25 protein-coding genes are annotated in these 22888 nt (G+C 64.8%); 9 read left to right on the forward strand and 16 right to left on the reverse strand.

Going from position 1 to position 22888, the window contains the following annotated elements:
* Position 1: 1 nt before the first annotated feature.
* Both HUI96_RS06585 and HUI96_RS06590 read right to left on the reverse strand, forming a co-directional pair.
* A complete protein-coding gene (locus HUI96_RS06585; protein ID WP_188254161.1) occupies positions 2-973 on the reverse strand; it encodes an L-threonylcarbamoyladenylate synthase in 972 nt (323 codons plus the stop codon).
* 125 nt (positions 974-1098) lie between these two features.
* Positions 1099-1542 (reverse strand): hypothetical protein, encoded by a 444-nt coding sequence (locus tag HUI96_RS06590; RefSeq protein ID WP_188253856.1) that lies wholly within the window; start codon positions 1540-1542, stop codon positions 1099-1101.
* 283 nt (positions 1543-1825) lie between these two features.
* Here HUI96_RS06590 and HUI96_RS06595 point away from each other — a divergent pair, with 283 nt between their 5' ends.
* Entirely contained in the window at positions 1826-2239 is a 414-nt protein-coding gene (locus tag HUI96_RS06595) for a hypothetical protein (protein WP_188253857.1), read from the forward strand.
* Positions 2240-2257: 18 nt separating this feature from the next.
* Here the strand turns inward: HUI96_RS06595 and glyS are convergent, their stop codons facing one another.
* The 6 genes from glyS to HUI96_RS06625 form a co-directional block, all read right to left on the reverse strand.
* Positions 2258-4666 (reverse strand): glycine--tRNA ligase subunit beta, encoded by a 2409-nt coding sequence (gene glyS / locus HUI96_RS06600; protein ID WP_188253858.1) that lies wholly within the window; start codon positions 4664-4666, stop codon positions 2258-2260.
* Between the two features lie 91 nt (positions 4667-4757).
* Positions 4758-5729: a glycine--tRNA ligase subunit alpha gene (locus HUI96_RS06605; protein WP_188254162.1), complete on the reverse strand. Its 972-nt coding sequence runs from the start codon at positions 5727-5729 to the stop codon at positions 4758-4760.
* Between the two features lie 155 nt (positions 5730-5884).
* Complete coding sequence (locus HUI96_RS06610; protein WP_188253859.1) at positions 5885-6346, reverse strand: RES family NAD+ phosphorylase; 462 nt, start codon at positions 6344-6346, stop codon at positions 5885-5887.
* A complete protein-coding gene (gene parS, locus HUI96_RS06615) occupies positions 6346-6789 on the reverse strand; it encodes a type II RES/Xre toxin-antitoxin system antitoxin (RefSeq protein ID WP_188253860.1) in 444 nt (147 codons plus the stop codon). The genes HUI96_RS06610 and parS overlap by 1 nt, the downstream gene beginning before the upstream one ends.
* A 246-nt stretch (positions 6790-7035) precedes the next feature.
* A complete protein-coding gene (locus tag HUI96_RS06620) occupies positions 7036-8808 on the reverse strand; it encodes a tetratricopeptide repeat protein (RefSeq protein WP_188253861.1) in 1773 nt (590 codons plus the stop codon).
* A 126-nt stretch (positions 8809-8934) separates the two neighbouring features.
* Positions 8935-9948 (reverse strand): polyprenyl synthetase family protein, encoded by a 1014-nt coding sequence (locus tag HUI96_RS06625; protein WP_188253862.1) that lies wholly within the window; start codon positions 9946-9948, stop codon positions 8935-8937.
* A 150-nt stretch (positions 9949-10098) separates the two neighbouring features.
* Between HUI96_RS06625 and HUI96_RS06630 the strand changes: the two genes are divergently transcribed.
* The 6 genes from HUI96_RS06630 to moaB all read left to right on the forward strand — a co-directional run bounded on the left by HUI96_RS06630 (position 10099) and on the right by moaB (position 13843).
* The gene (locus HUI96_RS06630) at positions 10099-10323 is read left to right on the forward strand and encodes a DUF2007 domain-containing protein (protein WP_188253863.1); all 225 of its coding nucleotides are present in this window, start codon (positions 10099-10101) and stop codon (positions 10321-10323) included.
* Positions 10324-10337: 14 nt separating this feature from the next.
* Positions 10338-11138 (forward strand): tRNA1(Val) (adenine(37)-N6)-methyltransferase, encoded by an 801-nt coding sequence (locus HUI96_RS06635; protein ID WP_188253864.1) that lies wholly within the window; start codon positions 10338-10340, stop codon positions 11136-11138.
* Positions 11139-11194: 56 nt separating this feature from the next.
* Positions 11195-12079: a S49 family peptidase gene (locus HUI96_RS06640; protein WP_188253865.1), complete on the forward strand. Its 885-nt coding sequence runs from the start codon at positions 11195-11197 to the stop codon at positions 12077-12079.
* Between the two features lie 82 nt (positions 12080-12161).
* Positions 12162-12347: a hypothetical protein gene (locus HUI96_RS06645; protein WP_188253866.1), complete on the forward strand. Its 186-nt coding sequence runs from the start codon at positions 12162-12164 to the stop codon at positions 12345-12347.
* A 10-nt stretch (positions 12348-12357) separates the two neighbouring features.
* Positions 12358-13260, forward strand: a complete 903-nt coding sequence (locus HUI96_RS06650; RefSeq protein WP_188253867.1) for a 4-(cytidine 5'-diphospho)-2-C-methyl-D-erythritol kinase — start codon at positions 12358-12360, stop codon at positions 13258-13260.
* A gap of 31 nt (positions 13261-13291) precedes the next feature.
* Positions 13292-13843, forward strand: coding sequence for a molybdenum cofactor biosynthesis protein B (gene moaB, locus HUI96_RS06655; protein ID WP_188253868.1), 552 nt, complete (start codon positions 13292-13294; stop codon positions 13841-13843).
* A gap of 30 nt (positions 13844-13873) precedes the next feature.
* On the opposite strand, the gene HUI96_RS06660 is transcribed toward moaB, so the two are convergent.
* Entirely contained in the window at positions 13874-14380 is a 507-nt protein-coding gene (locus HUI96_RS06660; protein WP_188254163.1) for a glycosyltransferase, read from the reverse strand.
* 198 nt (positions 14381-14578) lie between these two features.
* On the opposite strand from HUI96_RS06660, the gene HUI96_RS06665 reads away from it, so the two are divergent.
* Both HUI96_RS06665 and HUI96_RS06670 read left to right on the forward strand, forming a co-directional pair.
* The gene (locus HUI96_RS06665; protein ID WP_188254164.1) at positions 14579-15730 is read left to right on the forward strand and encodes a PA0069 family radical SAM protein; all 1152 of its coding nucleotides are present in this window, start codon (positions 14579-14581) and stop codon (positions 15728-15730) included.
* Between the two features lie 163 nt (positions 15731-15893).
* The gene (locus tag HUI96_RS06670; protein ID WP_188253869.1) at positions 15894-16592 is read left to right on the forward strand and encodes a ribonuclease HII; all 699 of its coding nucleotides are present in this window, start codon (positions 15894-15896) and stop codon (positions 16590-16592) included.
* A gap of 187 nt (positions 16593-16779) precedes the next feature.
* On the opposite strand, the gene HUI96_RS06675 is transcribed toward HUI96_RS06670, so the two are convergent.
* The 7 genes from HUI96_RS06675 to der form a co-directional block, all read right to left on the reverse strand.
* Positions 16780-17259, reverse strand: coding sequence for a F0F1 ATP synthase subunit B (locus HUI96_RS06675; RefSeq protein WP_188253870.1), 480 nt, complete (start codon positions 17257-17259; stop codon positions 16780-16782).
* A gap of 9 nt (positions 17260-17268) precedes the next feature.
* Positions 17269-17934 (reverse strand): F0F1 ATP synthase subunit B, encoded by a 666-nt coding sequence (locus tag HUI96_RS06680; protein WP_188253871.1) that lies wholly within the window; start codon positions 17932-17934, stop codon positions 17269-17271.
* Positions 17935-17996: 62 nt separating this feature from the next.
* The gene (locus HUI96_RS06685) at positions 17997-18221 is read right to left on the reverse strand and encodes a F0F1 ATP synthase subunit C (RefSeq protein WP_188253872.1); all 225 of its coding nucleotides are present in this window, start codon (positions 18219-18221) and stop codon (positions 17997-17999) included.
* A gap of 73 nt (positions 18222-18294) precedes the next feature.
* The gene (locus HUI96_RS06690) at positions 18295-19044 is read right to left on the reverse strand and encodes a F0F1 ATP synthase subunit A (RefSeq protein WP_188253873.1); all 750 of its coding nucleotides are present in this window, start codon (positions 19042-19044) and stop codon (positions 18295-18297) included.
* A gap of 40 nt (positions 19045-19084) precedes the next feature.
* A complete protein-coding gene (locus tag HUI96_RS06695; protein ID WP_188253874.1) occupies positions 19085-19492 on the reverse strand; it encodes an AtpZ/AtpI family protein in 408 nt (135 codons plus the stop codon).
* A gap of 231 nt (positions 19493-19723) precedes the next feature.
* Entirely contained in the window at positions 19724-20860 is a 1137-nt protein-coding gene (locus HUI96_RS06700; RefSeq protein WP_237684020.1) for a cell wall hydrolase, read from the reverse strand.
* A gap of 599 nt (positions 20861-21459) precedes the next feature.
* Entirely contained in the window at positions 21460-22887 is a 1428-nt protein-coding gene (gene der, locus HUI96_RS06705; protein ID WP_188253876.1) for a ribosome biogenesis GTPase Der, read from the reverse strand.
* Position 22888 lies beyond the last annotated feature (1 nt).

A 22888-nucleotide genomic window follows, 5' to 3' on the forward strand; every position in this document is an offset into this window, starting at 1 on the left:
CTCACGTCCTGTCGAGGTCGCGCGGCGCGGCGGCGCGCATCAGCCTGTCATTGATCGCCTCGCCCAGGCCCGCAATCGGAACCGGCTCCACGGCGATCGTGCCGGCGCCAGCCCGATCCAGTTCGTCGAGATAGGAGAACAGGTTGGCCGCCGCCTCTCGGAGATCGCCGCGCTCCGAGAGATTGCGCACGGCAATCGCTTTTCCAGCGCCCGCCGCACGATTAGGTCCGAATGCCAACAATGCTTCGCCAGGACGCACATTCGCTGCATTGAGCCTGACCGAAGCGTGCGGGGCATAATGCGAAGTCATCATGCCCGGCGCCTCGATCGTGCCTTTGCCCGTCTGGCGCAGCACCGGTGCACCGATGAGCGCCTCGATCTCCTCGGCCGAGATGCCGCCGGGACGAAGAATACGGACCTGTCCGTCCTCAACCTTGACGATCGTCGACTCAACCCCGACAGGCGCCGGCCCGCCATCGACGACCAGGCGTATCCGGTCGCCGAGGTCGTCGGCCACCGCCGCCGCGGTCGTCGGGCTGATGCGGCCCGAGCGGTTGGCGCTGGGTGCTGCCAGCGGCCTGCCGAATCGGCCGATGAGTTCGCGGGCAAAGCCGTCGGGCATGCGCACCGCCACTGTGTCCAGCCCGGCCGTCGCGAGCGGATGCACTTTTGAGCCTGCGCGCAGTGGCAGGACGATCGTGATCGGTCCGGGCCAGAAGGCCTCGGCCAATTTGCGGGAGAGCGGATCGAAACTGGCGATCTCCTCGGCCATCGCAATCGACGCGACGTGAGCGATCAGCGGATTGAAACGGGGTCGCCCCTTCGCCTCAAAGATGCGGGCCACCGCCGCCCCGTTGGTCGCGTCGCCGGCCAGCCCGTAGACCGTCTCGGTCGGCATGGCCACGAGATCGCCAGCCTCGAGCAGCGCGACAGCCGGCTCAAGAGCCACGGATGCAGGCACCACCTCAACCACCAATGATTAACCCTCTTGGGAGAAACTCATGCTCGATCATAGCTTCGCCGGCCTCGTGAGGCTTTCCTCAATGACCTTGCTTTACCATGCGCGCCAGTCAGGCATCGACTTCGACGCGCGCAAAGTCAATTGCAGGATTTCTCGGGAGCGGCATTTTTGCGGCTGATCGTTTGGACATCTGCACTTCTCGCCCTGTCGACAGGGGGCGCCAGCGCGTCGTCTTTCGTCAGCGTCGCGCCGCCGAAGAGCAGCCCGTCGATCATCACGCTGCGCGGCGCACCGCGGCCACCGGAGAATGTCGCACTGCTGGCGTATCCGCCGCCGGACCTGCTGGCGCCTGACGGACGCGAGGCAGCACCCGTATCCCGGCCGATTCCGGCAAAGCTCGTTTCGATCAGCCCTTCGGTCATCGCGTACCAGGGGCTTGAGCCCAGCGTGACCAGCGAAAAGGTGGCAGCCGTAAAGCAGCCGACCCGGCCGTTCGTTCCCTCGACCCCTATGGTCATTCGCGGCGGTATCGTCGGCGATCCGTTCGGCACGGCGAAGCCGCCCGTTGCCGAGGCCGCCAAGACTCCAGCCGGACCTGACGGAAAGCCTCATCCCGTTCAGGCCAATGCACCAGGACCAAAGGGCACCAGTGGCGGGACGGGGCAGCAATCCGGAACCGGCAAACCGGCGGCAGACCAGCCATCCCCGGATCAGGCGCCTCCGACGCCCGCACCGTCGTCGCGGGTCATAAGGCCGGAATAGGCGGCAGAAGCCAAGCAATCCACGCGTGCATTGCGTGACCAGCTTGACGCCGGCCGGTTCGGTCGTCACCTTTCGGCAGGCTCCAATGGGGATGGACGGACAGTGGAATTCGCGAAGTTTTTGCACTTTCTCGGGCTGATGCTCGGCGCGGGCGCCGGCTTCGCCTCGATGGCCGTGGCCCGGCAGATCAGGCGCAGCGCCGGAGAGTCGACCACGCAACTTGCGGCACTGCGCCCCGCCCTCGCCCGCATGGCGCTTGGCGGCATCATCCTCCTGTGGCTTTCAGGGCTCTGGCTCTATCTCGGCTACTACTCCGGGACCAACCTCGGCTGGGCGTTCCACGCCAAGCTCGGCGTGGCGGCGTTGCTGCTTCTGGTGGCCGCGGCGATCAACTTCATCAATGCGCGGTCGCGGACCCGCGGTGTCGCGCCGCCCGCCTGGCTGCCCATGCTGGGGATGAGCACGTCAGTCCTCACGCTGCTTGCGGTGGGGCTGGCGGTCTATGTGTTCAGTTGAGCTGGCCCGAAACAGCCCCTACCCCGCGATCCTCGAGAAATCCGCAACCTGGCCGGTGGCGGCGCGGATGCGGGCGAGCAGCGCCAAGCGGTTGGCGCGGATCGCCGGATCCTCGTCGTTCACCAGGACACGGTCGAAGAACGAGTCGACGGGCGCGCGCAGCGCGCTGAGCGCGCGCATGGCGGCCGAAAAGTCTTCGTCCTGGATGGCCTGCCCCGCTTTGCTCTCGGCGAGGTTCACGGCCTCGTAGAGCGCCATCTCGGCGTCCTCGCGGAACAGCGCAGGGTCGACCGCTTCGGCAATGCGCGTATCCTTCTTCTCTTCGGCAGCAAGGATGTTGGCGGCGCGCTTGGTGCCGGCCAGAAGGTTTTTGCCGTCCTCGGTGTCGAGGAAGGTGCCCAGCGCCTCCACGCGGCGGACGATGGTGAGGAGGTCGTCGTTGGACCCGCCACTCGCCAGCACCGCATCGATCAGGTCATAGCGCGCGCCCTGGTCGCGGAGGTAAACTTTCAGGCGGTCGTGGAAGAAGGAGAGGAGGTCAGAAACGATCTCGCGCCTTGGTTTCCATTCCAGCCGATCACTTCCCAAAGCGTCCTGCGTGATGGCGAACTCACCCCTCTCGAGGCCATCGTGAATTAGAGTTCGGCTAAAAGCGAAACTGGGATGCTCTTCAGCAAGGATGCGATCCCTCGACCTCTTAAGGGTGATAGAGCCATCGGGATTGCGATGGGCAATGGCGGCCCGCCCAGCGTCAGCGATCTGGCAGGCGAACTCTTCAATCGCCGTATCTGTTCTGCCGGAAAGGCTCAGCCTCACCCCATTCTCGACCACGATCCTGATCACCCCCAGCGCCGCCCTTCTTAGCGCATAAGGGTCTTTGCTCCCCGTGGGCTTCTCGTCGATCGCCCAGAAACCCACCAGCGTGTCGAGCTTGTCGGCGAGCGCCACCGAGATCGATACCGGGTCGGTCGGAACGCGGTCGGACGGCCCCTGCGGTTTGTAGTGCTCCTCGATCGCCGCGGCGACCGAAGGGGGCTCGCCCTGGAGAGCAGCATATTTGCGGCCCATGCCGCCCTGAAGCTCAGGGAATTCGCCAACCACCTCGGTCTGCAGATCGGCCTTGGCCAGCACCGACGCCCGCTCGGCGAGGTCGGGATCGGCGCCGACGATCGGCGCGATCTCGCGCGCCAGCCGGCGGATGCGCTCCACGCGCTCGCCTTGCGTGCCCAGCTTGGCGTGGAAGGTGACGTTGAGATGGTCGAGCCGGGCCATGCGCTGGTCGAGCGGCTTTTCGAGGTCGAGCCCAAACTTTTCGACCGAGACCTTCAGTTCGCCGAGGTCTGGCAGGTCGTGCTGGTCGGTCTTCCAGAAATAGAGCGCATCGGAAAGCCGCGCGCGCACCACCTTGCCGTTGCCATGGGCGATCTCAGCCCCGCCATCCTTGGCTTCGATATTGGCCGTGAGGATGAAGCGGTTGGAGAGCGCCCCCTCAACCCTTGAGGGGGAGGTGGAGGCGCAGACAAAACACTTCTGGTTGGCCCTGATGGTCAGCCGAATGACCTCCGGCGGGATCTCCAAAAAATCCTCGTCGAATCCGCCCATCAGCACGACCGGCCACTCGACCAGCCCGGAGACCTCTTCCAGCAGCCCCTCGTCCTCGACCAGATCGAGGCCGTTGGCGAAGGCGAGGTTGCGGGCGTCCGCCAGGATGATCTCCTTGCGGCGATCGGCGTCGACGATCACCTTCGCGGCCTCCAGCCGCGCCGCGTAGTCGTCGAAGCGGCGGACCGTAATGGCGTCGGGCGCATGGAAGCGGTGGCCGTAGGTGACGTTGCCGGAGCGGATGCCGTCCACCTCGAAATCGACCACGACCGGGTCCTCGGTCTCGGGGCCAAAAGTGCAGACGATCGACTGCAGCGGGCGCACCCATCGCAGCGTGTCGCCGCCCCTGCCCTCGATGTTGCCATAGCGGATGCCCTTCGGGCCAGACGCCGCGCCCCAGCGCATCGACTTCGGCCAGGGAAAGGCGCGGACGACCGCTGGAACCAGCTCGGCGATGATCTCCTCGGCCGCCCGGCCCTGCTTGACGATGCGGGCGACATAAAAATCCCCCTTCTTCGGATCGGACTGGATCTCCGCCTGCGAGATGTCGGTCAGCCCGGCCGATCGCAGAAAACCCTGGATGGCCTGCTCGGGCGCCTTGGTGCTCGGCCCCTTGCGCTCCTCGCGAACGTCCTTCGAGCGAGGCGTGACGCCGCGAACGTCGAGCGCAAGGCGGCGCGACGTCCAGTATTCGCGCGCCGCCTCATAGGTGAGACCGGCCTCGACCAGACCGTCGGTGATCATCTTCCTGAGGTCGCCGGCAGCCTTGCGCTGCATGCGGGCGGGAATTTCCTCGGAGCGGAGTTCGAGAAGTAGGTCGGGCATCGGTGGGTTCCTTACCCTCCCCTCGATGGGGAGGACATCGTGGTACGGAGTCGGCGCACGGTCTCGATGTTGATGCGGTTTAGCTTCGGGATCACACGACCGCCGAAACACTCCCACCCGCGTCTACGGCGCGACCTGCCCCATCCATGGAGAGGTAAGTCGCGCCGCCCGCTTCGGTCCGCAGGAACGCCTCGCCGCAGGCCTTCGCCAGTTCGCGTACACGCAGGATGTAGCTCTGGCGCTCGGTCACGGAGATGACGCCGCGCGCATCGAGCAGGTTGAAGGTGTGGGAAGCCTTGATCGCCTGGTCGTAGGCCGGGAAGACGAGCCGGTGGAACTCTCCCTGACTGGGCGCTCCAGCCTTCAGCAGCGCCCGGCACTCCTTCTCGGCGTCGTCGAAGTGACGCAGCAGCATGGCGGTGTCGGCGTACTCGAAGTTGTGGCGCGAATATTCCTGCTCGGCCTGCAGGAAGACGTCGCCGTAGGTGACCTTCTCCGCCCCCTCGCGGCCGTTGAAGTTGAGGTCGTAGACGTTGTCCACGCCCTGCACATACATGGCGAGCCGCTCCAGCCCGTAGGTGAGTTCGCCCGAGACCGGCGCACATTCGATGCCGCAGACCTGCTGGAAATAGGTGAACTGCGAAACTTCCATGCCGTCGCACCAGCATTCCCAGCCGAGCCCCCAGGCGCCGAGGGTGGGGCTCTCCCAGTCGTCCTCGACGAAGCGGATGTCGTGGAGCAGCGGGTCGACGCCGATCGCCTGCAGCGAGCCGAGATAGAGCTCCTGCAGGTTCGGCGGGTTCGGCTTCAGGATGACCTGATACTGATAGTAATGCTGCAGCCGGTTAGGGTTCTCGCCGTAGCGGCCATCCTTAGGACGTCGGGAAGGCTGGACATAGGCAGCGTTCCAGGGCTTTGGCCCCAGCGCGCGCAGTGTCGTGGCGGGGTGAAAGGTACCCGCGCCGACCTCCATGTCATAGGGCTGGAGCACCACGCAGCCATAGGAGGCCCAGTACTCGTGCAGGGTCAGGATGAGCCCCTGGAATGAGCGGGTCGGATGCATATGGTCGGGCAGTTTCGGGGCCACGGAGTTGTCCTCGGCAGGGGACGGAAAAGACGGTCCGTCCTAGTGGCGCAGCGCTGGAGCGTCAAGTTTGGCGGCGAATTGCGCCGCCGGGCGAAGGTGGCTCCCAGGACCAGTCGTAGACTTGTCGCGGACTACAGCAGCCGAACATCCAGTCCGAAAGGCTCGATGCGCTTGATCGTGATTAGCGCAGCCGCGGGGTGGCGGTGGTTGACGATCGCGTTCTGATCCGGACTGCCGGAAATGGGGACGACCGCCGAGGGAACGAACAGGATCGCGGCCTCGAGCCCGGCCAGCCACTCGTCGCCCATGCGCTGCGTTTCAGCCTCCCGGCGTCGCCAGTCTGCGGGAAGCTCGTCGACGTTGCGGCGCGTGAACGGAACGTCGTCCGCTACCTCATAGGCGACCATCGCAAGCGAGGGCATAAGGTCGGGATCCTCGACATGAACGAGCTTCTCGAGCACGCAGAGCGATGGCGAGGTCGCGGCGTATGTCACGGGGCGACCCACAGTATTCCATCTTCCATCGAAGCGCAGGCCATAGCCGCCGTCGAATGCATCCGCGAACTGTAAAGTGGAAAGCCGCCACAGCCGCATCAGGCCGCGGCACCCCAGGCAATCTTTCCAAGGATGGTTTCAATTACCCGCGCGCCGGCCTCGGTCTCAGCCGTCGTGAGCGGCGCCTCGCCGCCCAGTTCAGCGAGGCCCTTGCGCAGCCAGCGGTTTGCCTTCTCGGTGTCGCCGAAGGCCTCTTCCGCCAGAGACAGGATGCGGACGAGCCGGACGGCCCGATCGGATTCCTCAACCGTTAGCGGCTGGTTCTTCTCCGCGCGGTGCCTGCGGGTGCGTTGCGGGATGACGAAGCGCTCGATCTCCTGCTCGCTTATACCGGCGGCGGAAAGGCCCCTCAGGGCAGACAGCGGTAGCCGCCGCCTGACCAGCATGGCTAGATCGGCCTGCGAGCGAACATCAGCGCCGAGCACAGCGGGCCCACCCAGCTTGCGTGCGACCTTTTCAAATACTGCTACAGAAGTGGCCATACTCTCTTCCGGCAATCTGCCGAAGAATATAGGGCAAATTGCCGGAAACGCAATGCAGCCGGGCAGTACCCTTCGGCGTCATTCCGGCCGACGGAAGCGATGCGGAGGGAGAGCCGGAATTCATTCCGTAACGGTTCAGGACGCGCAGCGGCGCGCCAACCGCAAAGATTCCGGAATGGAATCCCGGGTCTACGCAGTCGCTTACGCTCCTGCTTCGACCGGGAGGACGTGCTTCCCGCCCCTTTCTTACCCCTTTGGCTCGGCCGCCTTTGGCTGAGGCTTCGCCGAATCCAGGGCGGTCTTGCCTTCGATCGGCGGGAGCCCTTCCGCCAGCTTCTTCTGGACGCTGAGAAGCACGTCCGGCTCCGGCTTCAGATCGCGGGCGTGGCGCCACTGGAAGGTCGCCTCGAGCTTGCGGCCGGCGCGCCAGTAGGCATCGCCGAGATGGTCGTTGAGGACCGGGTCGTCCGGCTTCAGCGAAACGGCCCGCTCCAGTTCGACCACCGCTTCCTCGAACCGGTTCAGGCGGTAGTAGGCCCAGCCCAGCGAGTCGACGATGTAGCCGTCGCCCGGCCGGAGATCGACCGCCCTACGGATCAGATCGAGGGCTTCCTCGAGGTTGAGGTTCATGTCGACCCAGGAATAGCCGAGATAGTTCATCACCTGAGGCTGGTTCGGGAACAGCTGGAGCGCCTTCTTGAAGTTCGGCTCGGCTTTGGCCCACTGCTTCAGCCGCTCATAGGCGATGCCGCGCTGATAGAAGATATTCCAGTTCGACGCGGTCGGCTCCTTCAGCCGCTCCACCGCCCGGTCATAAACCTCGGCAGCCGATTTGTAGTCCTCCTTCGAAGCATACACGCCGCCGAGCGCCAGATAGGCCCGCATGTCGTCTGGTTCGGCGTCGAGCAGGATCTTCAGATGCATGATCGCCTCGTCGTGCCGCTTGAGGTCGGCAAGATTGAGGCCCAGTTGCAGTTCCGCCGCGCGCCTGATCGGAGACGCCGCCGGGATCTTCTCGTAGTAGGCGATCGCTTCCTCGGAATTGTTCTGCTGTTCGGCGAGCGATGCCAGTTGGAGCAGGACGGCGTCGCTGTCGGGCCGCAGCGCCAACGCGAGTTGCAGGTACATCTTGACGAAGGGCTCGCCGCCGCCGCGGTTGAGCGCCGCTCCGAGGTCAAGCAGGACCTCGCTGGCGCCATCCGAGACGGTCGCGATGACGGGGTCCACCTTCTCGCCCGCCTCGATCTTCTTGCGCAGTGCCTGCAGCGGAAGACGCCCGGACGAGAACTCGTCGGCCCTGCTGAGGACATCCAGCGCGCCCTGCTTGTCGCCCCTGCGGACGAGGAAACCGGCATAGGCCTCGGCTGCGCGCAGCCAGGTCTCCGGCGCGGCTCCGCCCGCAGCCACATTGTCCATCGCAGCCTGGTAGGCAGCATCCGCCTCCTCCGGCATGCCGGCCATTTCGGCAACCAAGCCTCGATGCAGGGCGACGAAGAGCTCGAACCACTCCGGACCCTGCAGGCTCTCGAGCCCGGCGAGCGCATCAGCCCCGTCGTTGCGGCCAACCTGGGTCCAGGCCGTCATCAGGCCGGTGATCAACCGGTCGAGATCGGACTCGACGGTGAGCTTCAGCCAGTCGCCTGCCTCGCGGTACTGGTTCTTGCGGATGGCATCGACCGCCAGCGCAACACGGGAGAAGCGCTCAACCTCGGGTACCGTCTTCAGCTTCTCGGCGAGAGGAAGCGCGTCGTCGAACCGGCCGGAGGAGATGAGAACCAGCATCAGGCTTTGCTGAAGCTGCTGGTTGTTCGGATCGAAGTCGAGTGCGCGGCGATAGTAGGCGATCGCCGAATCCATGTCGTTGTCGACTTCGGCGACCCGGGCGGCCAGATAGGCGCCTGTGAAAGAGCCGATATTGACGGATTCGGGGGCGCGCTTTGCGATAGCCTGCGGGCCCACCAGGAGTGCGGTGGTCAGCGCCGACACGCTGGCAAGCCAGATCATTCGCTTAAGCATCATCGTCCTTTCCGGCGCGTCCTGCTCAGGGGATAGTCCAGAGGTCAATCCTACAAGCATGGCCATTTTGCGGTGTCGCATCACTTCACCGCGACCGGCCCGGTTCGCGACCGTCGAGGCGTCAGCCGATCAGACCACGCGACTTATGCAGAAATCGATAACATCGATCAGCGCCGATTTATAGGTCGTCGCCGGGAGCGGGGCCAGCGCATCGCGCGCGATCTCGCCGAAGTGACGCGCGCGGCCGATCGTGTCGGTTATCGCTCCATGGCGGGCCATCAACGCCATCGCTTTCTCCAGCGCCGCATCATCCGCGATGTTGTCCTCGATCGCCTGCTTCCAGAAGGCGCGCTCCTCGGAGGAACCGCGGCGGTAGCAGAGGATCACCGGAAGCGTGACCTTCCCCTCGCGGAAATCGTCGCCGACATTCTTGCCGAGCTTCTTGGTGTCCCCGCCATAATCCAGTGCATCGTCAATCAACTGGAAGGCCAGTCCGAGATTCATGCCGTAGGAACGCAGCGCCGCGCGGTCGTTGCGGGAGGCGCCCGCGATCACCGGACCGACCTCGGCGGCTGCCGAGAACAGCGCCGCGGTCTTGGCCTTGATCACCGAAAAGTATTCGTCCTCGGTGGTCTCCAGGTTCTTGGCCGCGGCAAGCTGCATGACTTCGCCCTCGGCGATGATAGACGCCGCCGTGGACAGAATGTCGAGCGCATCGAGCGAGCCGACCTCGACCATCATCCGGAAGGCCTGGCCGAGCAGGAAATCTCCGACGAGCACGCTCGCCTGATTCCCCCAAATGGTGCGCGCCGTCTTGCGACCGCGCCGCATGTCGCTCTCGTCGACCACGTCGTCATGCAGGAGGGTCGCCGTGTGCATGAACTCGACACTGGTCGCGAGTTTCACGTGACCGTCGCCGCTGTAGCCGAACATCTCCGCCGAGGCCAAGGTCACCATGGGCCGCAGACGCTTGCCGCCCGAGGAGATCAGGTGGTTGGCGATTTCCGGGATCATCTCGACGTCTGATCCGGCCTTGGACAGGATCAGCTTGTTCACCTCGCCCAAGCCGGCCGCCGTGAGGTCGATCAGTTTCCTGATCGAGGGTTCGCGCTTTCCGTCTTCGAGATTGAGAACGACGCCCAACACATTCACTCCCCGTCACAGGTCGCCGAAGGCGGCCTTTGTCCGGCCGAGGTTTAGTGCCTCCCGCCCCTCCGACTCAAGTGTTGATTCGCACAGACCTCCCTGCGCCCCCGGTTTACTTGGCACCATTTAGCTGCGACTCTCATTTCCATGATCGAGCTTCTTCGCACGAATGACGCCGTCGTCCTGTCTTTCGCCCAAGCGCTGCTCAGGGACGCGGGAATCGACTGCCTTGTCGCCGACCAGAACATGAGCATTGCCGACGGCTCGCTGGGAATCCTGCCGCGCCGGCTGCTCGTGGCAGAGGAGGATGCAGACGCCGCAAGGCGCCTCTTCGTCGACGCGGGGATCGGCCACGAGATCCGAAAAGGCTGAGCCGCCGTGGCTCCATGCTGACGAGCAGTGATCCTAGCGACGAGCCTTTGACGGACCGCACCGTCGACGGCTTCCATCGCGGCCGCTTCTTCCTGGTCCAGCCCGCCAAGGGCGGGCACCGGGCCGGCATGGACGCGCTGGTGCTTGCCGCGGCCACGCCCTCGGGTTTTGCGGGGATGGCGGTGGATTTCGGGGCGGGCGCTGGCGCGGTCGGGTTCGCCGTGGCGGCCCGCTGTCCGGCGGCGCGCGTCCTTCTCGTCGAGCGCTCGCCCGAGATGGTGTCATTCGCCAGGCTGTCGCTCGCCAACGCGGGGAATTCCCATCTCGCCTCCCGCATCGACATACTGCAGACCGACGTGTCGCTCGCCGGCAGAGCACGAGAGGCGGCGGGGCTGAGGGACCGCTCGGCGGACTTCGTGCTGATGAACCCGCCCTTCAACGAGCCGATCGACCGCTCCACGCCAAACGAACTGCGGCGCGAGGCGCATGTCGGCAGCGGGTCGGTCTTCGCCGACTGGCTGCGCAGCGCCGCCGCCGTCCTGAAGCCGCGCGGCAAGGTCGCCCTGATCGCCCGCCCTTCCTCGCTGGCAGACATTCTCACAGCCCTCTCGGGCCGGTTCGGCGGCGCCGAGATCCTGCCCGTTTATGCGACGCTCTCCCGCCCGGCGATCCGGATCGTCGTGCGCGCGATCCGCGGCGCGCGTGGTGCCCCGTCGATCATGCCGCCGCTTGTCCTCCACCGGGAGGAGGACCAAAGTTTCACTGCTGAAGCCGACGCAATCCTGTCCGGAGAGTCCTCGCTGTTCGACGATTGATCACCGGCATTGCGCGGAACGCGTCAATTCCTACATGCGTGGTGCCATCAACAACAATGGAGCGCTCCAGCGTGACGTCCTTCTTCCGCCGCCTCCTGCCCAAGTCCATGCGGTCGGACGGGGTCACCATTCCTGTCGTTCGCCTAAACGGAACGATCATGGCTGGCGGAGGGCAGTTCCGGCAGAACCTGTCCTTAGCCACGGTCGCCGGGCTGCTGGAAAAGGCCTTCGCCCTCAAGGATGCTCCAGCCGTGGCGATCTCGATCAATTCGCCCGGCGGCTCGGCGGTCCAGTCGCGGCTGATCTTTACGCGCATCCGCGATCTCGCCCAGGAGAAGAACAAGAAGGTCTTCGTCTTCGTCGAGGACGTGGCGGCCTCGGGCGGATACATGATCGCAGTCGCGGGCGACGAGATCATCGCGGACCCCTCCTCGATCGTCGGCTCGATCGGAGTGATCACCGCCTCCTTCGGCTTTCCGGAACTCCTGAAGAAGCTCGGCATCGAGCGGCGCGTCCATACGGCCGGCAGCAACAAGTCGATTCTCGACCCGTTCCGCCCGGAGCGGGAAGAGGACATCGAAACGCTCAAGGCATTGCAGCTGCAGGTTCACGACACATTCATCGACCTCGTCAAGGAACGCCGCGGCGATAACCTGGCCGATGACCCGGATCTGTTCACCGGAATGTTCTGGAGCGGAAAGAAGGCGCTGGCACTCGGTCTGGTGGACGGCCTCGGCGACATGCGCGGCTTCCTCAAGAACCGCTATGGCGACAAGACCCAGCTGAAGCTGATCGCTCCGCCGCGCGGGCTGTTCGGGCGCCGGCTCGCCCTGTTCGGATCACAGTCCGAGGGGCGGATCGCGGAGGCAGCCGGCAGCGTCGCCACGGGTCTCGTGGAGGTGATGGAAGAGCGCGCCCTGTGGAGCCGATTCGGGCTTTGATGGCCCACGCGATTACGATTATCATGTCATCCAGCCGATCTGACCGCTCGCGCCGGATGGTCGGCTCAAGGGAGAAATGGTCATGCCGCAGCTCATCTTCTTCGCCGCGGTCGGCGCCGCCGCCTATCTGGGCTATAGGGCATTCGTCCGCGAAGCGGAGCGCGTGACCGCCAAGATCAAGCGTCACGAGAAGCAGGCGAAAACCGGGGCCTGCGGCACCCTGGTCTTGGACCCCAAGACCGGCGAATACCGTCCCGCCAACGACTGACCGCCCGCACATGACCTCAGCTACGAGGGCCGTCTCCGAAGCGGCACCCGCCAAGATCAATCTTGCCCTACATGTGGTTGGGCGGCGGCCCGATGGTTACCATCTGATCGAGAGCCTTTCCGTCTTCACGGCCTACGGCGACCAGGTCGCGGTCGCTCCGGCGCCGCATGACGCTTTTAGCCTCGCTGGACCCTTCGCAGGCGATGCGCCGGACGGAAGGGAGAACCTGGCCGTCAGGGCGCGCGAGGCGCTGCGAGAGGTGGCCGGCTATGAGAACACCCCGCCGGTTTTGATCTTCCTGGAGAAGAACATCCCCGCCATGGCCGGCCTGGGCGGAGGATCGAGCGACGCGGCCGCGGTGCTGCGGGCGCTGACGCGGCTATGGAAGCTCGACCTCGACGGCGCCCAGCTGTCCAGGATCGGGGCATCCCTCGGCGCTGACGTGCCCATGTGCGTGCGCGGCCGGCCCCTGATCGCTCGTGGTATCGGCGAGCAGATCGAGGAACGTGCCGGTTTCCCGGTGCTGCGCATGGTCCTGGTCAATCCGCGCGTGCCGGTCTCGACCCCGGCCGTGTTCGGCGCGCTGAAGAGCCACGACAACGCGCCATTGCCGCCGCTCCCGCAGAAGGCAAACGACGCGGTCCTGATCGAATGGCTGCAGGCCACCCGCAACGACCTGTCGGAACCGGCGGCCGGTCTTGCGCCTGTCATCGGAGAAGCGCTCGCCGCCCTCCGCGTCAGTGGCGCCAGCTTGGCGCGGATGTCCGGCTCGGGCGCGACCTGCTTCGGCCTGTTTCCCAGCGCCGCAGCGGCCGAACGCGCTGCGGCTATCATCTCGAAGCAACAGCACGACTGGTTCGTGATCGCGACGGAAACCGGCGGGTCGGGTGGTCCGGTCGGTGTAGCCGGCTGATCGCTAAAGGGTCGTCATCGGGAGAGCGTCAATGTCCGCCACAGCCAGAGAGTTCATTCCAGTCCGCATCGCCGTGTTGACCGTCTCGGATACGCGCACGCTGGCCGACGACAAGTCAGGGCAGACGCTCGCCGACCGCATCATCGAAGCCGGGCACATCCTTGCAGACCGCGCCGTCGTCAGCGACGACGTCGAGAAGATCCGGGAGAAGGTGCTGGCATGGACGGAAGACGATGGCGTCGATGTGGTGATCACCACCGGCGGCACCGGCTTCACCGGCCGCGATGTGACCCCGGATGCGCTGGAGCCGATCTTCGAGAAGAAGATGGACGGGTTTTCGGAAGTCTTTCACCGTATCTCCTACGACAAGATCGGCACCTCGACGATCCAGTCGCGGGCGACCGGCGGCGTCGTCAACGCCACCTTCGTCTTCGCGCTGCCCGGTTCGCCCGGGGCATGCAAGGACGCCTGGGACGGCATCCTGAAGCAGCAACTCGACTACCGCCACATGCCCTGCAACTTCGTGGAGATCATGCCGCGCCTCGACGAGCACCTGAGGCGCGGAAGCGGTGGCTCGGCTTGATCGAAGGTCAAGTCCGGCCAAGACGACCGATTATCGCGGCGGCGCCGGTGACAGCTCTGCCCTGAGCCGTTTCGCACTCACCGCCTGTGCGATTGCCTCCGCGCTTTCAGCCCTCTTTGAGAGCACGACTGCCTGGCCCTTCCTGATCAGCAATGCTTCGGCCAAAGGCCTCCTGCGCGAGAACAAACGCGCGAGAAACGAGCCGCGTTCGCCCGAGGCACAGGTGAACCGGGCGGGGGTGGACGCCTCTGCTGTGTGAGCAATCACGTCATCGGTCCAGCCTTCCCCCAGTCTCGCACCCGGTTCCAGCAGGAGCAGCCACTCCCCCTTCGCCTTCCGGATTCCAGCGGCGATCCCGCCTCCGGCGAGGAACTGGCAACCTGCATGGTCAGCCACCTGACGGGTCTGGTCGGTCGAACCGCCATCGCAGACGATCACATCCCGCACAACGCCCTCGACCGCTGCGCCCACCAGCGAGGCGAGCGTGCGCGCCAGCCCCTCCTCGTCGTTCTTAGTCTCGATCAGCACGGAGAGCATGCCCACCAAATACCGAAGTTTGCGGCGTAGCACCAGTTTTGCGGTGCAGCATACTAGCCGAGAGCTCGCTGACACGTGACGTCGGTGGCCTAAAAGGGAACCGATTGGTTCTTGATTTGTTCTCTTTCGCAAAATAGGAATAGTTTCATGGTCATCGCGATTCGACAGCCAGCAGAGACGCCGTGGCAGCGCGCCAGAATGGAGCAGGTGGTGCGCGCCGACATCGCCGCTTTCGGCGAAGGCCGGGCGGAGATGGCGAATGCCGTGATCGAAGAAAGTGGCGTGAGGATCGGCGACGACCGCCGGCGTGGCCGCGGCGCGGGCGTGAACCCGACTGGCCGCTACGAGCCGATCACTCGGCATGTCTTCGACGATGGTTGGGAAACGCTCGAGGAACTGCCCGCATTCAAGACCGAAGTGCAGGTCGAGCGGCCGCGCAACATCATCACCCGCAACAACTCGCCTGACATCTCCTTCGACCGGTCGATTAATCCTTATCGTGGCTGCGAGCACGGCTGCGTCTACTGCTTTGCCCGGCCGAGCCACAGCTATATGGGGCTTTCCCCGGGCCTAGACTTCGAGTCAAAGCTGTTCGCCAAGCCAGATGCGGCGCGGCTCCTCGACAACGAGCTCTCGAAGAAGGGCTATCAGCCGCGCACGATTGCCATCGGCACCAACACCGACCCGTATCAGCCGATCGAGAAGAAGTATCGGATCATGCGCGAGATCCTCGAAGTGCTCGAGGCGCGGCAGCATCCGGTCGGCATCGTAACAAAATCGGCGCTGGTGGTTCGCGACATCGACATCCTCTCCAGGATGGCCGAGAAAGGGCTGGCCAAGGTCGCGCTCTCGGTGACGACGCTCGACCGCATGCTGGCCCGCACCATGGAGCCGCGCGCGTCCACGCCGGCCAAGCGGCTCGAGGCGATCCGGGCACTGAGCGAGGCCGGAGTGCCGGCTTCGGTGATGGTGGCGCCGGTGGTTCCCGGCCTCAACGACCATGAGATCGAGCGGATCCTCGATTCGGCTGCACATGCGGGCGCGCGGGAGGCGGGCTACGTCATCCTGCGCCTGCCCCTGGAGGTGAGCCCCATCTTCAAGGACTGGCTGCTGCGCAACTATCCGGACCGCTACCGGCACGTGATGTCGCTCATCCGCTCCATGCGCGACGGCAAGGACTACGATTCGGAGTGGGGCAAGCGAATGAAGGGCTCCGGGCCCTACGCCTGGCAGATCAGTCGCCGCATCGAGATCGCCGCCAAGCGCCTCGGCCTCAACCAGGAACGCACACAGCTCAGGACCGACCTTTTCAAGAGTGAGGAGAAGGATGAACAGTTGATGTTGTTATGAGGCAGTCGGCAATAGGCAGTCGGAAGAGCATCCCGCACGGTCTGCTGAAGCATGTCCCCGACGCCCTAATGCCGACTGTCGCGCTAACGCCTTCCCCGCCCGCAGCCCCGACGGCCGGGAAGGCCTTGCGGAGAATCGGAGCGGATGCGAGTGTCGCCGCCAAATGCCTCGCTCATTCTCCGATTCTCCGCCCCTCTTCGAGCTTACGTTCAGGCCCGACTTCTCCTATGAGAAGAAGGCGATGAAGCGGGGGCTGTGGCCGTTGGCCGGGCTGGACGAGGCTGGGCGCGGCCCACTCGCGGGGCCCGTCGTGGCGGCCGCCGTAATCCTCAATCCGAAGAAGATCCCCGACGGCCTGGACGATTCCAAGCGGCTGACGGCCGAGCGCCGGGACGAACTGTTCGCGGAAATATTGAAGAAGGCGTCCGCCGTCTCTGTCTCCTCGGTGAGCGCCGGCGGCATCGACCGCATCAACATCCTGCGGGCCAGCCTTGAAGCCATGCGGCGCGCGCTCTGCGGGCTCGCGATCAGGCCGCTTCATGCACTGATCGACGGGCGCGACGTCCCGCCCGGGCTGACCTGCGGTGCCGAGGCTCTGGTCAAGGGCGACCAGCGCTCGCAGTCGATCGCCGCGGCATCGATCGTCGCCAAGGTCATGCGGGACCGCATGATGCATAATTGCGGCCGCTCGCACGTCCATTACGGCTTCGAAAGCCATATGGGCTACGCCACCCAACGGCATCGTTCGGCCATCGATCTGCATGGCGCCGTGCCGCGCATCCACCGCACCAGCTTCTCGCCTTTCCGGATCGACGGCGAGGTGGTCGTGGAAGAGACGATCGAACTTCTGGTGGACGCCTGACAAAGCCCGCTAGGTTGAAGTGCGTCCTTCTAGGCTCCCCTTCGACTGCTCGCCACTACATGGCTCGCGCTCAGGGTCGCCTCGAAGGACGCATCTGGAGTTCCACCCCCCCCCAAGGACGCCCAACAAAAAAGCCGCCGTGAACGGCGGCTCTTTCCATGGATCGGGAGAAATCCTCGGCTCGTTCTCAGTTCAGCCGGGTCTTCAGGTCCCGTACCGAGGCGTTGAACAGGTCGGCGCTCACCTTGCCGTCTACCTTCCTGGCCAGCACGTTGCGCGCGGCCTCGACGGCGATATCCACCGCCTTCGCCCGCACTTCGTTGATGGCGTCGCGCTCGGCCTGACCGATCTTCTGCTCGGCGAGAGCGGTGCGCCGGCCAACATACTCTTCCGTCTTCTGCTTGGCCTCGGTGACCAGAAGACCGGCCTCGCGCTTGGCATGGTCGACGATGTCGGCCGCTTCCTTCTCGGCTTCCTTGCGCTTGCGCTGGTATTCGGCGAGCAGTTGCTGCGCTTCCTCGCGAAGGCGGCGCGCCTCCTCGAGCTCGGCGCGGATCTTATCCGCACGCGAGTCGAGCGACTTGCCGATCATTCCTGGCACCTTCATGTAGACGACGATCGCCAGGAATATGATGAGGCCTACGAAGGCCCAGAATGTCGCATCCATCTGCGTCTCCTAGCCCTGCGCCGCCTTGACGGCTGCCGCGACCTCGGCTCGGTCGACATTGCCGCCGACCAATTCGCGAACGATCGTCTCGGCGGTGTCTTCGGCGATAACCCCGACCTCGCCCATAGCCCGCGACTTGATCGTGGCGATCCTCGCCTCTGCTTCCTCGAGCTTGCGCTCGAGGTCTGCCTCGACACGCTTGCGCTCGGCATCGGCATCGACCCGAGCCTCGTCGCGTGCGCGCTGGCCGATCGCATTGGCATTGGCCTTGGCTTCCGCCAGTTCCTGCTCGTAGGCAGCGACCGCGGCGTCCGCCTCTTCCTTCATGCGAGCGGCCTGATCGAGGTCCTGGGCGATGCGATCGCGTCGCACCTCGAGGATACCGCCGATACGCGGCAGAACCACCCTTTTCAGGAACAGGTAGAAGAGACCGAAGGTGATCGCCAGCCACAGGATCTGCGACGGGAAATAGGTAGAATCGAACGGCGGGAAAGCACCACCGCCCTGCGCCTCCGGCCCCACCTCAGTGTGCCCATTGGTAGCAGGATGAGCCTCGCCCGCGGGGCTTGCACCTTCCGCCGGGGTCTGGCCTTCACCAGTGGGTTGCGCCCGGCCGGTGGGGCTTGCGCCCTCCACGGGAGCGGTTTCCTGAGCGTAGCCAGGTGTCACAAACATCTTCTTGTCCTGTCCATGACCGGCCGCAGGAGGCGGCCGGCTAAAGCTTCACGCGTAATAGATCAGGTGAAGAGGAGCAGGAGGGCGACGAGCAGCGAGAAGATGCCCAGCGCCTCGGTCACGGCGAAGCCGAAGATCAGGCGGCCGAACTGGCCGTCAGCAGCCGACGGGTTGCGCAGCGCGCCCGACAGATAGTTGCCGAAAATGGTGCCCAGGCCGATACCGGCGCCGCCCATGCCGAGGCAGGCGATACCTGCGCCGATGGCCTTAGCTGCATCTACTTCCATGTCAAACTCCTTGTGGATTCAAAATCCGTTGCAGAACTTAGGGTTTAGAGAGGCGGGCACCCGCCCCGGCCGCTTAGTGGCCAGGGTGCAGCGCGTCGTTGAGATACATGCAGGTCAGCACGGCGAACACGTAGGCCTGCAGGAAGGCGACCAGGAATTCCAGCGCGGTGATCGCCACCGTCATGGCGAGCGGCAGGATCGAGCCGACCACACCCACGGCGCCAAGCGCGCTGAGCGAAGTGACGAAGCCTGCGAAAACCTTGAGCGTGATGTGTCCGGCCAACATGTTGGCGAAGAGACGGACGGAGAGGCTGATCGGCCGGGAGAGGAAGGAGATCACCTCGATTAGCACCACCAGTGGCACCAGGATGCCGGGCACCCCCTGCGGCACGAACAGCTTCAGGAAGCCAAAACCGTGCTTCATGAAGCCGTAGACGATGACCGTGCCGATGACGAACAGGGCCAGCGCGAAGGTGACGATGATGTGGCTGGTGACGGTGAAGAAATAGGGGAAGAGGCCGATCAGGTTCGCAACCAGCACGAACATGAACAGCGAAAACACCATCGGGAAGAACCTCATCCCGGACGACCCCGCGGCGTCGCGCAGCATATTCGCGACGAACTCGTACGACATCTCCGAGATGGACTGCAGCCGGCTTGGCACGAGGCCACGGCTGGACGTGGTCAGGTAAAGGAAGGCGCCAGCCGCCGCCACGGTCGCAACCATGAAAAGCGAGGAGTTGGTGAAGGAGAAATCGAGTCCGCCGATGTTGATCGGAACGAGTTCCGTGAGGTGAAACTGGTGGATCGGATCGTTGGCCATTCGGCCCCCCTCGACTCACGGCGCTCGGCGCCGCTTGCATTCAGTTCCTGCCGCCGTTCTCGGGCGCCTTCGGCGCCTTTGCTCCGGCCTCTGCGATCAACCCCGCCGAGCGCATCACATTGAGCACCCCTGCGGCGAACCCGAGCAGAAGAAAGACGATCAGCCCCCAAGGCGAAGTCCCCGCCAGCCGATCGATGAACCAGCCCAGGCCAGCCCCGACCGCCACGCCGGCGATGAATTCGCTCGAAAGCTTGAGCGCCTGCCCATACCCGGCGACGCTCGACGTTCGGGCTTCGGTCCTCTCCTGGCTTGGTCCGTGGCCTCTGGCCGCGAGCGATGCTCCCAGCCTCTGCCGACGGCTATCCAGATCCTGGTCCGCAGCGCTCTGCCGATCCCTGGCTCCAGGCCCGGTTCTTCCGGTTTCGTCCGGCTTCTCGCCGCCAGCCACCGCAACCCCCTTGCCCGGACACGACCGTCGTCCGTCCGCTTCAAAGTCGCGGGCAACATAGTTTTGCCGCCCCTCCCCGTCAAGCCGAGGTCCGGCTTGACGCCAATTGTATTTTTATTCAGGATTTCAGTGGGTTAGGCAGGTGCGACATCCTGACCCGCGCGTCAGTGGTCCATTCGGTGCCGCGCAGACGCTCTTTGGCTGCAAAGCACGGAGCCTGAACCCACCCGCTCAGCTCCAGCCCCCACCATAGGTGCGGTAGAAGATGTGCAGGCCGATCTTGGTCATCTTCTCCATGGTCTTCGCCCAGCCTGGGCTGACGTACTGGGCGTAGTAGTGGGTCGAGGAGGCTACCTCGGGGATGAAGATCTTCCCGGCGGTGACCGCCATGGCGATCTCCTTGGCCCGCTTGTAGTGCGCCGGGCTATTGATCAGGTCCTTCTTGCCGTCGCAGGCGAAGGAGAACTGGCAACGGTTGAACCAGGAATCGTTCTGGTAGACGACGCCGCAGATGCTTTTGGGGTACGTCGGATTGCGGACCCTGTTGAGCACGACCTGCGCCACAGCCGCCTGGCCGCGCACCGATTCGCTGCGGGCTTCGAAGTAGATGGCATTCGCAAGGCAGGTCTGCTCTTTCTCGGAGAACACCGAGGCGGGAAGGGGATTCTGCATCCAGACATGGTCGCCCTCTTCTACCGGAGGAATGAAGCGGCCTTCGTCTGGATCAAGTCGCATTAGCGCCTCGAAGGGTGATTTCTTCGCGTAGTCGGGCTCCACCGGCGCGTAAGCCGTCGCCAGCACATCTGGCTGGTCGTTGTTGACGAGGCTGGCGAGATAGGCGGGCACGGCGGGATTGGGGTCCTCCTCCTTCATGTAGAATGCGGTGGCGATCTCGACCTCACGGCCTTTGATCTCCGGCTTGGCGAAGGCCATTTTCAACTCAGGACCGATCGCCGGCCTCAGCAGCATGGAGGTCCGCTCGAGGATAGAGCCGGCATTGAAGAATTTCGGCGGCAGAACCGGTGCGACGCTGACGATCCGGCCGCGTTTTTCGGCGCGGTTGATGCGATCTTCGTCGGGGGTAGAGGGTGCACCCGACTTGCCGCGGAACGCCACCGATCCGACGCCCCGCATCGAAATGCCCGAGCCGGAGATCGAGGCCGTGCTCGCAGTCGCATCGGCGAACGGCATCTCGGCCGAATGGACCGAGCCGGCGACGGCCTTCTCCACGAACCCTGCCCAACGGGGGCCGGAAGCCTCGCCCGTGACCAGGCTCGCGATGTCCTGATAGGCTGCGACGGTCGGGAACCCGATCCAGATACCCGTTGCGAGCAGCAACTGCGGAAGGAACGACGTGGTGGCTGACAGACGCGCGCCGCGACTTCGCGTCCTGGGTAGACGCGTCGCAATACTCGGCAAACCCAGCGCGGCCCTCGCGATCTCAGTGTGGACGCGCGGAATGGAATGAAGGGTGGCTAGAGAGGACGTCTTCTGAGCGAAGGCAACGGAAAACCGTCGCGACACGAGATGCCGGAACAACAAAGACTCCCCAGGACGCAACCGAAACCCACGACGACAAAAGTCGTGCATTAACCTTGATGGAGGGTTAACAGCTTGGCTCGACAGCGATGTGAGTGGATCGCCCATTCGGGCGAAGGGCCCGGTTCCCCTGCCCTGTGAGAACGCTTTAGCCGACCCGATGGGGCGGTAATGTGGCGTTAACGATTACCTTGCGGCAGGCATGGGGTTGATCGGAGGCGCGGCCGCTCTATTGGCGTTCCTCGCGCGTCATCCCGGAAGCCGCGAGGAGCGAAGCGACGAGCGACTATCCGGGATCCATTCCGGAAGGTAAAAGATGGGCCAACCAGCCGACGTCACGGAATGGATCCCGGCTCTTTCTTCGCTTCGTTCAGGTCGGCCGAGACGACGCGCATATGGGGCGGCCGCATTTCCCGAGGTGGAGCGAATCACCCCCGCTTCTTCGCCTTTCCCGCATACGGGTTTTCTGAAGCGCGCGGGGCGATGCGGATTGGGACGCCGGGCATGTCGAAGGATTCGCGCAGGCTGTTGGTGAGATAGCGCAGATAGGATTGCGGCATCGCCTCGGGGCGCGTCATCGACAAAACGAAGCCTGGAGGACGCGTCTTCACCTGGGTGACATATTTGACCTTCAGCCTGCGGCCGGCGACGGCGGGCGGCGGATGGTGCGCCAAAATGCCCTCCAGCCAGCGGTTCAGCCGCCCTGTCGAGATGCGCCTGTTCCAGACGCGGTGGGTCTCGATGATCGCTTCCATCAACTTGTCGAGGCCCCGCCCAGTCTCGGCCGAGATCGGCACCGCGCGGATGCCGCGCGCCTGCGGCAGGAGACGCTCGGTGGCCTCGCGAAGCTCGGCCAGCGTCTGCTGCGGCGTGTCGATCAGGTCCCATTTGTTGAAGGCGATGACCGGCGCCCTGCCCTCGCGGATGATCAGGTCTGCGATCTGCAGGTCCTGCTTCTCGAAGGGTATGGTGGAGTCAAGAACTACGACCACCACCTCGGCGAACTTGATGGCGCGCAGCCCGTCGGCGACCGAGAGTTTTTCGAGCTTCTCCTGCACCTTGGCCTTGCGGCGCATGCCGGCCGTGTCGAAGAGTTTTATGCGCCGCCCGCGCCAGTCCCAGTCGACGGAGATGGAGTCGCGGGTGATCCCGGCCTCGGGACCAGTGAGCAGCCGCTCCTCGCCGATCAGCGTGTTGATGAGCGTCGATTTCCCGGCATTCGGCCGCCCGACCACGGCGATCCTGAGCGGTTTTGCCTCGTCATAGGCAGGCTCGGCATCGACGTCGCCAATATCCTCGCCGATCAGCACGCCGCTCTCGGCCGCGAATTCCTCGTCCTCTTCTTCCGGAAAGCAGCGCTCCTCGCCTAGCGCTTCCACGATCGCGTCGCGCAGGTCCGGAATTCCCTGGCCGTGCTCGGCCGAGATCGGCACCGGCTCGCCCAAGCCGGCCTCCCAGGCCTCGAGCAGTCCAGCTTCCGAACCGCGCGATTCGGCCTTGTTGGCGGCGAGCACCACCGGCTTGCCCGATTTGCGTACGATGTCCGCGAATGCCTTGTCGTCGGGCAGCAGGCCGGCACGAGCGTCGACCAGGAAGATCACGAGGTCCGCCTCGTCGATCGCCTTCTCGGTCTGCTCACGCATGCGGCCCTGCAGGGTCTCCGGCGCGGCGGTCTCGAAGCCGGCCGTGTCGATGACCTCGAAGGCGAGATCGTAAAGCTTTGCGGGATGGATGCGGCGGTCGCGCGTCACGCCCGGCGTGTCGTCGACCAGCGCAAGCTTCTTGCCGGCCAGACGATTGAAAAGCGTCGACTTGCCGACGTTCGGCCGGCCGATGATGGCAACCTTGAAGCTCATC

This window comes from Pseudaminobacter soli (ex Zhang et al. 2022), from assembly GCF_014595955.1.
Lineage (GTDB): Bacteria > Pseudomonadota > Alphaproteobacteria > Rhizobiales > Rhizobiaceae > Kumtagia > Kumtagia pseudosoli.